We start from the raw sequence: 15,745 nt of genomic DNA on the forward strand, positions 1-15,745 counted from the left end.
CTAGAAATATGAATGATATTGAATTTTGAAGCAGTGTAACATGAAGTCAGTTTTACGACTTTAAATCTAAAAGATAAAGCACAGCCTTTTTGTGTATAGATAAATAAATATTTTGATCAGGAGACCATGTTGAAACAGATAAGCATACTTAAGGGAGATATTACCCAAATCGCAGTGGATGCTATCATCAATGCAGCAAATACCTCACTTTTAGGTGGAGGTGGGGTGGATGGTGCAATTCATCGTCTTGGAGGTGCCGTGATTTTGCAAGAGTGTCAAAAAATCCGTGCCAAACAGGGTGGTTGTGCAGTAGGTGAAGCTGTGATAACCACCGCGGGAAATCTACCAGCAAAATATGTGATTCATACTGTTGGACCAACATGGTTAAATGGTGAGAAAAACGAACCAATTTTATTAGAAAATGCTTATCGTAATAGTTTTAAACTCGCTGATCATCTGGGTTTAAAAACAATCGCCTTTCCAAATATTTCAACAGGAATTTATCGGTTTCCTAAACAACTTGCTGCTCAAATCGCGTTTAAAGTGATTAATGACGAGTTAAAACAAAGTCAGTCAGTCCAAGAAGTAGTTTTTGTTTGTTTTGATGATGAAAATTTTAATATTTATCAGTCATTAAAAGATGATTTTGAAATCTAAGCATTCATTGGATTTTAATAGAGCATCTATCCATATAATGATAGATGCTCATCATCTGATTAATTGCCTTTCGACATATTTTCTAAGATGTCCCAACGTTCCAATTTCTCAAGCAAAGATTCTTCAATTTCTGCTAAACGTTGACTCGCTAAAGTTGCAGCATTAGCGTCAGAGACAAACCAAGAACCATCTGCAAGTTTTGCTGAAAGTTCGGCTTGTTCTTTTTCTAGCTTTTCCATCTCAGCAGGGAGTTGTTCTAACTCACGCTGATCTTTGTAACTCAGCTTGACCTTCTTTGGTGCTGATGCTGCGGCAGCCGCTGCTTCAGCTTTGGCTTGTGCTTTTTTCACATCACTTTTCTGATCAACCACTTTTTGGTCAGGGCGTTGTTCCAAGTAATCTTGATAGCCACCAATGTACTCATCAATATTGCCCTTACCATCGAATACCCAAGTCGAAGTCACAACATTGTCCATGAAGGCTCGGTCATGCGAGATCAGTAACAAAGTACCTTTGTAGTCAGACAGCATTTCTTCAAGCAACTCAAGTGTCACCATATCCAAGTCATTCGTTGGCTCATCCATCACGATCAAATTCGATGGCTTGAGTAACAGTTTTGCTAATAGGATACGGTTTCTCTCACCACCAGAAAGAGCTTTCACAGGTGTACGTGCACGTTCAGGTGAGAATAAAAAGTCTTGTAAATAACTATAGATATGACGACGGTTACCATTTACATCGACAAAGTCTGAGCCTTCCGACACGTTCGCCATAACGGTTTTTTCAAGATCAAGTGCATTACGCAGTTGGTCAAAATAAGCCACTTCCAGTTGAGTACCTGTTTTCACCGCACCGCTATGTTCGATTTCACCTAAAATCGCTTTGATCAGGGTGGTTTTACCCACACCATTATCGCCGACTAAACCGATACGATCACCACGTAATACGATTGCTGAGAAGTCTTTAATTAACGGCTGCTCACCATAACTGACGCTTAGATTTTCAATCTCAAACACCAGCTTACCAGAACGATGAGCTTCTTGTGTCGCCATGCTGACTTTGCCCTGCTGTGAACGACGCGCTTTAGATTGTTCACGTAAGTCTTTTAAGGCACGGACACGGCCTTCGTTACGGGTACGGCGTGCTTTAATCCCTTGACGAATCCAAGCTTCTTCTTCTGCTAATTTTTTATCAAATAAAGCATTTTGTTTTTCTTCAGCTTCCATTTGCTGAGCTTTGAGCTCTAAATAGCGTGAATAATTGCCTTCATAACCACGTAAAACACCACGATCGAGTTCAACAATACGTGTTGCAATGCTATCTACGAAAGAACGGTCATGTGAAATAAATAAAAGAGTTAGATTATTTTGATCAAGTAAGAACTTTTCTAGCCATTCAATACTTTCAACATCCAGATGGTTTGTCGGTTCGTCCAGTAATAACACATCAGGTTGGGTAAGTAGGGCACGTGCCAAGAGCACACGACGTTTACGTCCACCTGATAGGTCCGCTAAATCTGCATTTGGATCTAGCCCCATTTTACCTAAAATGGTATTTACTTTGTTTTCAAGTGCCCAACCATCGAGCTGATCGAGCTTGTGTTGTAACATGCCCATATGGTCGCAGGCTTCCATATCGCCTAATACACAGGCATCACTGGCTTCATGATAGGCTTTGAGTACGGTTGCAGCTTCTCCTGCGCCATCAGCGACAATATCGGCCACTTTGCCTGAATCCATCGGCACGTCTTGGGCTAACATTGAAACAGTTAAACCATTTTGAATCGAAACTTCACCTGTATCAGGTAATAAACTTCCCTCAATCAGTTTTAATAAAGTAGACTTGCCTTCGCCATTACGACCAATTAAACAGACTCGTTCGCCACGTTCTAGGTTAAAGTTCGCGCCGTCGAGTAGGGCAGGTCCGCCAAATGCGAGATGGACATCCCTTAAAGTAATGTAGGCCATAATGTTTCCTAAGAGTTCAGATGAGGTCTGAAATGACTAAACCACAAAAATTTGATGATCACGCGTCATTGTCCGCACCCATTGAAGATTTGCAAGTCCGAATTGCATTTTTAGACGATTTAGTTGAACAATTAAATCAACAGCTCGCAATTCAGACACAAGAAATTGCAGTTTTGAAGAAACAAATGCAGCTTTTATACCAACGCGTTGAGTCTTCAGACTTGTCAGAAGGAATTGCACCGTTTGATCCAATGAGTAACAAACCACCGCATTATTGAAAAGATAGACATGACAGGCTAGAGTGATGAAATTGGGGGAATTTATATTTTAAGGATACAAGTGAAAAAAATTTTGCTTTTGGATATTGAGAATATTCATAAAACTGAAAAAGAGCTATTACACTTATTGAAAACTTATGCTTGTGTATATTTAGTTTACGCAAAATCACCTGTGACTTTAAGTTTAGATGCACTGATTAAGTTTTCCCCTTTTGTTGTAGAAAAGAAATTAGTTATTATTAAAATGCCTAAAGTTGGTAAAGATGCTGCCGATTTTGGATTAGCATTTTTAGCCGGGCAACTTTCAATTCAAATGGATAAGAAAAATACTTGTTTTGATGTTATGTCTAATGATGGGGCTTTAGAATATATTGTTGATTTACTGAAAGTTATGGGTTTTCAGGCAACACAATTAAAAACAGTGATTGAACAGTCAAGAGAAATATTAAAACCAGTTTCACTTGAAGAACCTACAACAGTCATTCCTGATGTCGAACAATTTTCTCAACGTCCACATTTGGTTGTTTTTAAAAAATTCTGTGAATATTTATCAAAAATTCCAACCAATAAACCAACAAAAATTGAGAGTTTAAAAAATACAATTCGAACAAAAGTACAAGGAGAACAGGTTGATGAAAATTTAATCTTTAGTTTATTGATGAATTATAAAATTATTCAAAAGGATGATTTAAAAGTCATTTATTTTGAAAAAAATCTAATGGTATGGGCGAACTTGGTTCTGCCAGAAATGATTGAGAATGAAAAGAAAAAAGAGCAAGTTGGGCAAAACCAAATGTTATTGCCAATCATTCAGAAAGACCATACTTCATTTGATTTGGAAAATATTCGTTTAACTTTAGCGAGAAGATTAAATGTTGCTGCACACTTACGTCCTAAATATGTGGCGGGCTTTACTTTGCTCTTAAAACAAAATTTTCCTGAACAAAATGCTGAAGACTTATTGAATCGTTTAGAACATAACCAATGGTTAAAAGTGAATCAGAGAGAGATTGAATATAGCCCAAGATTGTTGATGCCTTAAATTTGGAACTTGCCTTTTTCATTCAACTTATGTAACGCTAATAAAAGGAAGTTTTGGGCACCTTTAATGAGTAATGTTGGAATTTGGATAACTGTTGCCATTGTGCTATTTGTACTTGGCTCTATTTTTGGCTTACGTGTGAGTCCAAGAGAAAAAGCACTCGGTTTAATGCGCGATCAAGCTCGCAAAATGGGATTACACCCACGACTCATCGTTGCGCCTGAGTGGACGAAAATTCCAATGGCATCGGAAAAGCGTGCCAGCATGGTTGCTTATTATAGTGTGCTTATTCCGGATGCTCGCTTAGCACTTATGCGGGCGCGCGTGGTTGATGGAAAACTTCAGGTGGTGCAGGGTGATCAGAAATTTAATGATTTACCCATTGCATTAAAAGGAGTTTATGCTATTGATATGCAGGCAAACTGTGTCGGGCTATATTGGGATGAAGAAACTGATTTAAGAGCCACTCAGCTTGAAGTAATGAAAGCATATTTACATGAATTAGCTCAGCGCTAATTATTTGATTAATTATAGGAAAAACGATTTATTATGGCGAATACTCCACGCTCTGCTTCAGAAAGCACAGCAGCTCCTACACCTGCTGCAAAGAAACGTGCCTTAGTGATTGTGGAGTCGCCTGCAAAAGCGAAAACAATTAATAAATATTTGGGTTCACAATATGTGGTGAAATCATCGGTGGGTCATGTGCGTGATTTACCGACAGGAGGCGGGGCGAAATCGACTGAAAAGAAGCCCGCAACTCGTACTAAACTGACGGATGAACAGAAAGCCGAAAAAGCCCAGTCCGCACTGATTAATCGTATGGGTATCGATCCCGAGCATGATTGGATTGCACATTACGAAGTGCTACCAGGCAAAGAACATGTGGTTGCTGAACTGAAAAAACTCGCCAAAGATGCAGATGCAATCTATCTCGCAACGGATTTGGATAGAGAAGGGGAAGCAATTGCTTGGCATTTAAGAGAAGTGATTGGTGGGGATGATAGTCGCTACCATCGTGTGGTCTTTAACGAAATTACCAAGAATGCCATTCAAGAAGCATTTAAACAGCCAACACGACTTGATTTAAACCGTGTGAATGCTCAGCAAGCACGTCGTTTCCTCGACCGTGTGGTGGGCTTTATGGTGTCGCCATTGCTCTGGGAAAAGATTGCCCGTGGTTTATCGGCAGGACGTGTGCAGTCAGTTGCTGTGAAACTGGTGGTTGAACGTGAACGTGAAATCCGTGCATTTATCCCAGAAGAATACTGGCAAGTTTTTGCAGATACCATTTCCAAGAAAGAAGGCATTCGCTTAGAAGCGGTTAAGCAAGCAGGTAAAACACTTAAGCTTAAAAATAAAGCTGAAACTGATGTCCTACTCAGTGTATTAAAAGATGCTGAATATAAAGTGGCGTTGCGTGAAGACAAACCAACCAAAGTTAATCCGAGTGCACCGTATATCACTTCAACCTTACAACAAGCGGCGAGTACGCGTTTAGGTTTCTCTGTGAAGAAAACCATGATGCTGGCACAGCGTTTGTATGAAGGTGGTTTTATTACCTATATGCGTACCGACTCAACTTTCTTGAGCGATGACGCGGTGAATATGGTGCGTAATCATATTCAGCAAAATTTTGGTGAAAAATACGTTCCTGCCAAGCCAAACCGTTATGGCAATAAAGCGGGTGCACAAGAAGCGCATGAGGCGATTCGTCCATCAGATGTTGGTTTGACTGGCGATAAACTGGCGGGCGTAGAGCGTGATGCACAGCGTTTATATGATTTGATTTGGCGTCAATTTGTTGCCTGTCAAATGACACCAGCAGAATATCTGTCATCAACCTTAACAGTTGAAGCGGCAAATGTTGAGTTAAAGGCTAAAGGTCGTACACTGGTATTTGATGGTTTTACCCGCGTTCGTGGTGCCAATAAATCTGATGATGATATTTTATTGCCTGCGGTGAAAGTGGGTGAAGTGCTTAAGTTGGAAAAACTTGATCCGAGTCAGCATTTTACCAAGCCACCTGCACGCTTTACTGAAGCATCTTTGGTGAAAGAATTAGAGAAAAAAGGGATTGGTCGTCCATCGACTTATGCTGCAATTATTTCAACGATTCAAGAACGTGGTTATGTAAAACTGGAAAACCGTCGTCTCTTTGCAGAGAAAATGGGGGAGATCGTTACAGACCGTTTGGATGAAAGTTTTAATAATCTGATGAATTATGCTTTTACCGCTGATTTAGAAGGTCAATTAGACCGTGTTGCAATGGGTGAGCGTAACTGGAAAGAGTTACTGGATACATTCTACGGTGATTTTAAGAAACGTTTAACCAATGCACAGGGTGAAAGCGGCATGCGCCGTAATCAGCCAGTCGAAGTGGCGGATGTATCTTGCCCTGAATGTTCGCGTCCAATGCAGATTCGTACAGGAACTACAGGTGTATTCTTAGGATGTTCAGGTTATAACCTGCCACCGAAAGAGCGTTGTAAAGGCACACTCAACTTAACACCAGTCGAGTCTTTGGCGGCATTGTCGGATGATGATGGTGCTGAAACTGCTGATTTGATGTCGAAACACCGTTGTCCTAAATGCGGTACAGCAATGGACAGTTATGTAGTCGATGGTGGTCGTAAATTGCATGTCTGTGGTAATAACCCAGATTGTGATGGTTACGAAGTCGAGGAAGGCGAATTCAAGATTAAGGGCTATGATGGTCCAACCATTCCATGTGATAAATGTGATGGTGAAATGCAGTTAAAGACAGGTCGTTTTGGTCCTTACTTTGCCTGCTCAAGCTGTGACAATACCCGTAAAGTATTAAAGAGCGGTCAACCCGCGCCACCGCGTGTTGATCCAATCAAAATGGAACATCTACGTTCAGCCAAGCATGATGATTTCTTCGTGTTACGTGATGGTGCGGCAGGTTTGTTCTTAGCAGCCAGCAAATTTCCGAAAATTCGTGAAACACGTGCACCGAAAGTGGCTGAATTACGTAGTGTGGCTGAGCAGCTTGATCCGAAGTATCAGTTCTTGTTAGAAGCACCAGATGTTGATCCTGACGGCAATCCAACGGTGGTGAAATTCAGCCGTAAGAATCAGGCACAATATGTGGGTTCTGAAACTGCTGAGGGCAAGCAGACCAAGTGGAGTCTGGTGTTCCAAGATGGGAAATGGGTAGAAGCTTAAACATTAAAGTTTAAAAAATGCTGGCGATTGCTGGCATTTTTTATTGAACAAATAAAAAGAAAAATTAATTTTGATTGGGGTGAAATGCATGTGGAAAAATATTCGAGTCGCTTGCTTACTACTGGTGTTGTTGATTGTTGCAGTCAATGCTTATCGTGATCAAAATCAGGATTGGAATCAGCCGATTAATGTATTGTTGCATCCGATTAATGCCGATGGGTTGCCTACAACACAGCAGTATATTCAAACATTGCAGCAAGATGATTTTGCTGAGGTGAAGCAGTATCTAGAAAAAAATAGCCAGCAATATCGAGGGCAAAGCAGCTACTTTATGGTTCAAATCGGACGTGAGTTAAAACAAACTCCACCGAAGATGTCTGAGCAGCCAAGTATTCTGGATAATATTCTATGGAGCCTAAAGTTTCGCTTTTATGCATGGAAGCAGCATCAATCGATTGATGGTTCACCGAGTTTAACTCTATATCTGAATTTCTATGATCCGAAGCAAAATCGGGAACTCAAGCACTCAACTGCGCTGGAACGTGGACGAATTGGTTCAGTCAATCTGTTTGCCTCAGCTAAACAGACACAGCAAAATAATGTAGTGTTAGTGCATGAGTTATTGCACGGTTTTGGCGCGACCGATAAATATAATTTGAACAATGGTGAACCTATTTTCCCGATTGGTTATGCACAGGCGGATAAGCAACCTTTGTATCCACAAACTGAGGCGGAAATCATGGGAGGGCGTATCCCACTTTCAGAGCATAAAAGTAAAATGCCAAATGACTTGGAACAAACCGTGATTAGTGTGCTGACCGCGCAGGAAATTGGCTGGATCAAGTAAATTGTGGATAAGTTCCGATTTATCCATAGCCCCAAAAAGAACAGACTAAATTAAAAATTATGAAATAAAACACTGGTTTTTCAACATTTTGTCATGAATTGTCAACATGCCTTATACAGAGTTAGGTCTAAAACACGCTCAATATATACATAGCACATTGATGATAAAAGAGTAAATCATGATGAAAACGGTGGGTAATGATCTGGTTCGCAATCAGCTACACGCTGATCGTAAATGGTATCTGTTATTGGGTGTGTTATTGGTTATTTTTGGCCTAACGCTTTTAGCAGCGTTACCATTTGCAACATTATCTGCCGTCTTGTTGTTTGGTGTGTTAATGATGTTGGGTGGTATTCTGCATTTTGTTGCCGCATTTATGGTGTTTAAAGGAGGCACACGTTGGTTGTGGGCTTTGTTTGGTGTGCTATATCTAGCCGCTGGTTACTTTGCTTTTACCACACCTGTGATTACTGCAGTGATGCTCACCAGTTTCTTGTCGATTGCATTAATTATTGCGGGGATTATTCGTAGCGTAAATGCATTTATCCTGAGACCAATTTCAGGTTGGGGGTGGGTACTCTTCTCGGGCATACTCACCCTGTTAACAGGTGCCCTGATCTTATCATCACCTGATTCACCGTTCTGGGTATTGGGAATGTTCCTTGCAATTGATATTTTATTTCAAGGAATTAACTATCTAACCTTTGCGAGTGCAATTAAGCAGTTACCCCATAGTTCAACTACCATCTAACGGGTCAGGCTGAGAGTGAGAGAGCATGTCTTTACATGCTCTTTTTGTTTTTGTAGCGAGAAACATTTCAATGGCTTGAGTCTGCTAAAATAGCATTTCGCTTTTAATTGACCGATTGTATGACGCTTGCCAAGCTAATTGATGAACTGAATCCACAACAAAAACAAGCAGCAACAACGACAGCACAAAATTGTCTGGTCTTGGCTGGAGCAGGTTGTGGTAAAACCAAAACCATTGTGGCAAGAGCAGCATACTTAATTGATCAAGGTTTGCCAGCACAACAAATTCAGATTCTAACTTTTACCCGACGTTCAGCAAGTGAAATTGTGACGCGGGTTGAGCAGCATATGGGCGCACAGGCCAAAGGTTTACGCGCATCAACCTTTCATACTTTTTGTATGTATTTACTACGTCGTAATCCACGTGCGTTTGGTCTAACCCAGTTCAGTATTATTGATCGGGATGATCAATTGCTGATGTTTCGTTTACTACGAGGCAATGATAAGGGCAATGTCTTACCTAAAGCGGCCGAATTGTGTGATCTCTATTCCTATGCTCGTAATACCAAAACCAAACTATCGGATGCTTTAGTTGAGCAGCTACCCCAAGCGCTTGAGTATAAAGCCCAAATTGCTGAATTGATGAAAGCCTATGAGCAACGCAAGCAAGAACGTAATTTTCTGGATTATGATGACATCCTATCTATTGTTGCCGTACATCTGCAAAGTTCACCAGAGCTAGTGCAATGGGTCACTGGTTTTTGTTCCGCCTTATTGGTCGATGAAATGCAGGACACCAATCCCTTGCAATGGGCTTTGCTTCAGCCTTTAGTTGGCAAAGTAAAACTGTTTTGTGTCGGGGATGATGCCCAATCGATTTATGGCTTTCGTGGAGCGGATTTTGAGAATATTCACCATTTTAAAGAACGTGTGCCTGATGCCGAAGTGTTGACTTTGGAGATGAATTATCGTTCGACCCAAGACATTTTAGATTTATCCAATTGGTTGCTGGAGCAGAGCCAAATTGAATATGACAAGCATCTACAGGCCTATCGAGGTAAAGGTTTAAAGCCACAACTGCATATCTTGAGTAATGAGTTTGAAGAAGCCAATTGGATTATTCAAGACTTGAATCAGCGTTATACACAGGGTGCAGCGTGGGCGGAACACATGGTTCTGTTGCGTTCGGGCTTTAGTGGGCGTTATTTGGAAGGTGCTTTAATTGCAGCCAATATCCCTTATCGTTTTATTGGCGGGGTAAAACTGCTTGAGTCTGCACATGTTAAAGACGTATTGAGCTTACTTCGGGTCAGCGTTAACCCACAAGATGATTTAGCCTGGATGCGTTTCCTGACGCTTTGGGATGGCGTGGGCGATGTGGGTGCCAGTAAGTTGGCGCAAGAGCTGATTCAATTACCTGATATCGAAGCCCGTTGCCAACGTTTAGAGCGACATGGCAAAGTACCGCAACAGGCGATTTTAATTTTGATGCAGCTCGATGTATTGCAGCAGCATGTTGAAGTCTGTATTGGCTTGGCGTTGGATGCCTTGACGGAACAACTGGAAAATAACTATAAAACGAAAGATTGGTCACGCCGTGTTAAAGACTTTGATTTGGTCAAGCAATTGGCACGTAAACACGGTGCTCTTGGGGAGTTCTTAGAAGAATATGTACTTGACCCAATTTCGATATCAGAAATTGACAAGACACCCGATCAAGACTTAGTGACTTTGATTACAATTCACTCTGCAAAAGGAACTGAACAAAAAGTCTGTTATGTCCCACATGTTTCTCCGAATCAATATCCTCATGCACGCGCACAAGGCGATTTTGATGATGTGGAGGAGGAGCGTCGTGTGCTATATGTTGCGTTAACACGTGCAGAAGATGAATTGATTTTGACCAAACAGAATTTAAATTTATGGTCACAAGATCAATATGATGAGTTAGGAAGAAAAATAGAAAGTTACTTCCTCAATGATTTACCTCAACATTTAGTCGATGTTCAGATTCATCGGGATATTCCACGTGCCTACGGCCAAAGCAATCATTCTCGTACGACTACAATCAATTTAGGTTTTGGGATTGATTTCGATTAAACTAGGCAGATTCAAATTCTTTTGATTCTACAATGAATCATCTTTTAGGTTTTAGCATGAAAATTTTAGTTCGTAATTTAGACCGTAATGTGACTGATGCGGAAATTCTCGACTTATTTAAAGCATATGGAAAAGTTGAGTCTTGTGTCGTGGTCAAAGACGAAGCAACGGGTAAATCGAAAGGTTTCGGTTTTGTTGAAATGCCAAATCCACGTGAAGCGATTAAAGCAATTAAAGGTTTAAACACCTTGAAGGTAAAAAGCCAAGGCATTCGTGTCAAAGCTGCGGATGATAAAGCTTAATTATCAATGTTAAAGCAATATACTGCTTTATCAATGGTTGCACCAAATGCTGAACGAATAGCCAAGAAAATTAAAACGCTTGAGGTTCGCTCATAGCAACCTCGAATGTTGCCACTGAAAGATTTGATGATTGTAGAGAATCAACACTTTCTTTTGAATGATGGGGATGAAGACGTTGGTTTTGCCGTTGCATTGGTGGATATTGAATCAGTGCATCCATGGCAATCTGATGAAGTTGATGCAGCTTGTGCAACGTATTGGGCTGAAGGATATTTGGCTTGGGGCAATCGCAATATTCGTCCGATTGATCCACCGATTCAAGTCATTGCCAAGCGAAAACTTTATCGTATTGAATTGATGTTGTGAGAGCTATTTGTTTCAGCATCAATTCGCTTTACAATCAGTCTTGATTTAAATGAACTGAAAAAGGGATTTATTATGTCTCGTGTTGCTCGCTACCATGCTGATCGTACCAATCAAAAATTGTATTTTGCCCGACTTGCATGTCAACAAGCTGAGCAAACTGAACATATTCAACAAGCGCAGGCATATCGTGAGGCAGCAGTATTTCATTTACACGGGGCAATTTTAGCGTTTTTACAAGAATTGGTGCGCTATTATCGTTTAAATGATTTGCAACCGACTTTTAAGTCGATTGAAGAACAGATGGCAGTTAAAGGACAAGTCTCACCAGAAGTTTCAGTATTACAGCAACTTGCTAAAGATGGTTTTATTGCAGAACTCAAACGTGCGTATCGTTTATGTCAGTACGCACCCGAGCCAACAGTACCAGAGCCTGAAAATGAGACCTCATCGAATTTGATTATTAAGGTGACTCAAAGTCCTCAAGCATGGTTACCCGATGCGAAAATATTACGAGAATGGCATAGAGAGTTAAGCCATTTGATTGACGGTTTTCGCAATGAAATGGTTGAGTTTTAATTCGAGTACAACATAGACTTGAAATATGAGTGAGTAGCACTTATATAAATAAGACGTGAGATTGCAAAGTGCAGTAGCGCTTTGCCACCATGTAGCAACATGGAGTAATGTATGTCAATGCAACAGTTAAAAGAGTTATTTGGTAGCCAAGAAGCCGTTCTCGAGTTAGTTCAACTTGAAGGTGGAGAGCTTGCCTTGCGTCATGCTGGTTCGGAAGCAGAACCTTTGGTTAAAATTCAATTTAGTGAAGATGTTAAAAAGATTTTGGGTGATCAGACACCAACCGTTGCACAGCATATGATCCAAGCCGCTTTATTTGGTTTGTTGGAAAAACAGATGAATCAGTTACAAGCAGAAGTTATTGATGAGCAACCACAGCACTTTAGCTAAAAGAACTGTAATATTTCACTCTAATCTAAAAAATGATTTAAAAAGGAGTCCTAAAATGCGACTCCTTTTTTTATTACTTATGTTACTTAGATGAATACAGATTTTATTACAATTGATTCAGTTGGTATAAAGAGATCTAGACTGTAAATAAAAGCTTATGGTTCTCGCTACGAAATGAAAGTTATAGCCATAAAATGTGCTTTAATTTTGCAATCAAATACTTTTGTTTCATATATTTTTAATGGATTAGCTATCAATAAATTGCAAAAAAATTAAAGCTTTATTAAATGTAAAAAATATTGGGATTGAATAAAAAATATCATAAACTCAATTTTTATTTGCTTACTATAAAAAGAGAGCTTACATGCAAAGTAATAATCCAATTTTAACTCGGGTGGAAACCTATACTGATATAACTGAGCCAATGACCATTCAAGGTGCTATTCAGAAGTCAGTATTATTGACAGTGATTGCAGCTGTATTAGGAATGGCACTATTTTTCTATTGTGCATTCACAGCAAATCTTTCGATTGCATATGCAGCGGCAATCGTCGGGGCAATTGGCAGTTTTGTTCTAGCTTTGATTACAACATTTAAATCCAATACAGCACCTGCTTTAGCAATTCCTTATGCTTTATTTGAAGGTGCATTTTTAGGTGGTATTTCTTTTATTTTCCAACTGAAATTTCCAGGTGTTCCGTTACAAGCTTTACTTGCAACATTTGTGACCACATTAGTTCTATTTGGTTTATATAAATTCCAAATCATTCGTGCAACTGAGAAATTCAAAGCAGTGGTGATCTCAGCATCTATTGCAATAGCTTTGGTATTTGTCGTTCAGATCATCATGAGTTTGGCATTTAGTTCAAGTATTCCTTATATCTTTGAAAGTAACTGGTTAGGTATCGGTTTTGCAGCTTTTGTTGCGGTAATTGCTTCATTGAACTTAATTTTAGATTTTGATTTAATTGAAAGTGCAGCAGCACAACGTGCTCCGAAAGCATTTGAATGGTTGTGTGCAATTGCACTATTAGCAACTTTGGTATGGATGTATTACTCATTTATGCGTTTGTTGAGTCTGATCCAAGGTGATGACTAACGAATTATTATCTTAAAAAGAAAATCGCCTTCATCTGAGGGCGATTTTTTTATGCAAGTTTGTAAAAAAGATGGATTATGCAATTCCGAAAAATAAGGAATGTTGGCATGATGTGGTGAAAATTTTTCGAGTGAGAATAAGATGTCACAAGGACTTTTAGCTGGTAAACGTTTTTTAATCGCTGGTATTGCAAGCAAATTATCAATTGCATACGGTATCGCTGCTGCATTACATCGTGAAGGTGCGGAGCTTGCGTTTACTTATCCAAATGAAAAGTTGAAAAAACGTGTTGATGATTTTGCAGCACAGTTTGGTTCAAGCTTAGTTTTCCCTTGTGATGTAGCTGTTGATGCAGAAATTGATGGTGCATTTGCTGAGTTAGCAAAACATTGGGATGGTTTAGATGGTGTTGTGCATTCGATTGGTTTTGCACCTGCACATACGCTAGATGGTGACTTTACCGACGTGACGGATCGTGAGGGTTTTAAAATTGCACATGACATTAGTGCGTATAGCTTTGTTGCGATGGCTCGTGCTGCTAAACCATTATTACAAGCACGTAAAGGTTGTTTACTAACCTTGACTTATCAAGGTTCTGAGCGTGTGATGCCAAACTATAACGTGATGGGTATGGCTAAAGCGTCTTTAGAAGCGGGTGTTCGTTATTTAGCGCTAAGCTTGGGTAAAGAGGGGATTCGGGTGAATGCGATCTCTGCGGGTCCAATCCGCACATTGGCAGCTTCTGGTATTAAATCATTCCGTAAAATGTTAGATGCCAATGAAAAAATTGCTCCATTACAACGTAATGTGACGATTGAAGAAGTGGGTAATGCTGCATTGTTCCTTTGTTCGCCGTGGGCTTCAGGTATTACGGGTGAAATCCTTTATGTTGATGGTGGTTTCAATACTGTCGGTATGAGCCAGTCAATGATGAATGATGAATAATTAGATTGCTCTAGATTATTGAATAAAGCCGCTTTTATAGCGGCTTTGTTTTTTAAGGAGGGCGGCTTTAATGTCTTGTTAATCCTTACTTTGCCCAAGCTGCTTTTCTTATTAAAAAAGACGCGTTATTGAGCTGATACTTTCGGGATAATTTGCTTGTGATGAAGGAAACCAATGCCAATGCTTTTTTATAGTAACCTACAACCTCATCTACATTCTTAATTAACTCGGAGTATCGAAGCTGGATAGCATCTTTGTCACTTGGCAGCGACTTTATCATTGATAAGTCAATTTCTGGAATATAGGTCCTTGCTTCATCCCCGAGTGTGTTCAAATTGTGCCCATAGTATTTCTTTCCATTGGCTTGCTTTAGATACACTTTTAGCGTTTTTTCTATTGCTAGATGTAACTCCCAACATCCAATAGACGCTTGCTGATTCTGAAAAGACAAGATATCCACAATAGCTTTTTCAAAATGACTCCATATTCCCTGAGCCATATTAGTAGTTTCTGGATCAAAGTTACTAGCAGACATAATATTTAGATTGATTGATCTAGTCATAGATACAACTTCATCGAACTCTGAAAGTAGAACCTCTTTTTCATTTGAGGGTATCTTATCCAGTATTGATGGTGTTTGAATCATATCAGTTAATGACTCGTTTTCTTGCCGGCAATCTGGAAAAGTAAGCCATGCTGTTTCATTTGGCACTTCAATTCTACTAGTCGTAGATGGGATTTTTACTAATACAGGTTGTCCATAGGGGCTAATAATTGCCGAATAAACTTTATCCTTTGGTTTTTTTGAGAGTTCGCCATATTTTTCCCAATACCAGTCGTTAACCAATGGAATTATCCCCTCAAAAAATGCTTTGCTTTTCAAGAGTTCTTCTTTGCTTCCAAAACTAGAGTCTGTTATTGCAACATCAACAAAAATTGAAGCGGCACGAATAAACCGATCAAATATAGGTACTTTTGATTCTTGGAGAATCTCATCAATAAACGACATATGTTCATCAATAGCATCTTTCAACTCATACTTGCTCATTAATGATTCCCAATAGGCTTAACTACAGTTACACGGCAAATTTGCCGTATGACCAATTTAATTTCTATTTGATTTAACTATATTTTGATCAGCATATAAAACAGCAAGATTTACGTCAATGCATAAATTTGATGAGTAAAATCAAAAGTTCTCAGCTCATTCAAAATGAGTTCAGAACTTTAAGAAAGT

Annotated in this window: 15 protein-coding genes and 1 pseudogene; 14 read left to right on the forward strand and 2 right to left on the reverse strand. The window is 39.6% G+C overall.

The window, feature by feature from the left end:
• Positions 1 to 126 precede the first annotated feature (126 nt).
• Entirely contained in the window at positions 127 to 657 is a 531-nt protein-coding gene (locus ABLB98_RS02150) for an O-acetyl-ADP-ribose deacetylase (RefSeq protein ID WP_348882674.1), read from the forward strand.
• A gap of 59 nt (positions 658 to 716) precedes the next feature.
• Here the strand turns inward: ABLB98_RS02150 and ABLB98_RS02155 are convergent, their stop codons facing one another.
• Positions 717 to 2,624, reverse strand: a complete 1,908-nt coding sequence (locus tag ABLB98_RS02155; RefSeq protein ID WP_348882675.1) for an ATP-binding cassette domain-containing protein — start codon at positions 2,622 to 2,624, stop codon at positions 717 to 719.
• A 32-nt stretch (positions 2,625 to 2,656) separates the two neighbouring features.
• Between ABLB98_RS02155 and ABLB98_RS02160 the strand changes: the two genes are divergently transcribed.
• The 13 genes and pseudogenes from ABLB98_RS02160 (at position 2,657) to ABLB98_RS02220 (ending at position 14,508) form a co-directional block, all read left to right on the forward strand.
• Entirely contained in the window at positions 2,657 to 2,902 is a 246-nt protein-coding gene (locus ABLB98_RS02160) for a SlyX family protein (RefSeq protein ID WP_087536336.1), read from the forward strand.
• Positions 2,903 to 2,963: 61 nt separating this feature from the next.
• The gene (locus ABLB98_RS02165) at positions 2,964 to 3,944 is read left to right on the forward strand and encodes a PIN domain-containing protein (RefSeq protein ID WP_348882676.1); all 981 of its coding nucleotides are present in this window, start codon (positions 2,964 to 2,966) and stop codon (positions 3,942 to 3,944) included.
• 66 nt (positions 3,945 to 4,010) lie between these two features.
• Positions 4,011 to 4,460 carry an ammonium transporter gene (locus tag ABLB98_RS02170; RefSeq protein WP_348882677.1) on the forward strand — a complete coding sequence of 150 codons (450 nt, stop codon included), beginning with the start codon at positions 4,011 to 4,013 and terminating at the stop codon, positions 4,458 to 4,460.
• Positions 4,461 to 4,493: 33 nt separating this feature from the next.
• Entirely contained in the window at positions 4,494 to 7,133 is a 2,640-nt protein-coding gene (gene topA, locus ABLB98_RS02175) for a type I DNA topoisomerase (protein WP_348882678.1), read from the forward strand.
• An 88-nt stretch (positions 7,134 to 7,221) separates the two neighbouring features.
• Positions 7,222 to 7,980: a hypothetical protein gene (locus tag ABLB98_RS02180; protein WP_348882679.1), complete on the forward strand. Its 759-nt coding sequence runs from the start codon at positions 7,222 to 7,224 to the stop codon at positions 7,978 to 7,980.
• A 178-nt stretch (positions 7,981 to 8,158) separates the two neighbouring features.
• Entirely contained in the window at positions 8,159 to 8,731 is a 573-nt protein-coding gene (locus ABLB98_RS02185) for an HdeD family acid-resistance protein (RefSeq protein ID WP_348882680.1), read from the forward strand.
• 119 nt (positions 8,732 to 8,850) lie between these two features.
• Entirely contained in the window at positions 8,851 to 10,830 is a 1,980-nt protein-coding gene (locus ABLB98_RS02190; RefSeq protein ID WP_348882681.1) for an ATP-dependent helicase, read from the forward strand.
• Positions 10,831 to 10,886: 56 nt separating this feature from the next.
• Positions 10,887 to 11,132: an RNA-binding protein gene (locus tag ABLB98_RS02195; protein WP_004802550.1), complete on the forward strand. Its 246-nt coding sequence runs from the start codon at positions 10,887 to 10,889 to the stop codon at positions 11,130 to 11,132.
• 6 nt (positions 11,133 to 11,138) lie between these two features.
• Positions 11,139 to 11,498 (forward strand): annotated as a pseudogene (locus ABLB98_RS02200) (ASCH domain-containing protein).
• Between the two features lie 72 nt (positions 11,499 to 11,570).
• Positions 11,571 to 12,074 (forward strand): DUF6586 family protein, encoded by a 504-nt coding sequence (locus tag ABLB98_RS02205; RefSeq protein WP_348882682.1) that lies wholly within the window; start codon positions 11,571 to 11,573, stop codon positions 12,072 to 12,074.
• A gap of 111 nt (positions 12,075 to 12,185) precedes the next feature.
• Entirely contained in the window at positions 12,186 to 12,464 is a 279-nt protein-coding gene (locus ABLB98_RS02210; protein ID WP_348882683.1) for a hypothetical protein, read from the forward strand.
• Positions 12,465 to 12,828: 364 nt separating this feature from the next.
• Positions 12,829 to 13,563, forward strand: coding sequence for a Bax inhibitor-1/YccA family protein (locus ABLB98_RS02215; RefSeq protein ID WP_348882684.1), 735 nt, complete (start codon positions 12,829 to 12,831; stop codon positions 13,561 to 13,563).
• 141 nt (positions 13,564 to 13,704) lie between these two features.
• Positions 13,705 to 14,508: an enoyl-ACP reductase gene (locus tag ABLB98_RS02220; RefSeq protein WP_249570125.1), complete on the forward strand. Its 804-nt coding sequence runs from the start codon at positions 13,705 to 13,707 to the stop codon at positions 14,506 to 14,508.
• 85 nt (positions 14,509 to 14,593) lie between these two features.
• On the opposite strand, the gene ABLB98_RS02225 is transcribed toward ABLB98_RS02220, so the two are convergent.
• Complete coding sequence (locus ABLB98_RS02225; RefSeq protein ID WP_249570124.1) at positions 14,594 to 15,556, reverse strand: hypothetical protein; 963 nt, start codon at positions 15,554 to 15,556, stop codon at positions 14,594 to 14,596.
• Positions 15,557 to 15,745 lie beyond the last annotated feature (189 nt).

The organism is Acinetobacter yuyunsongii (genome assembly GCF_041021915.1).
GTDB lineage: Bacteria > Pseudomonadota > Gammaproteobacteria > Pseudomonadales > Moraxellaceae > Acinetobacter.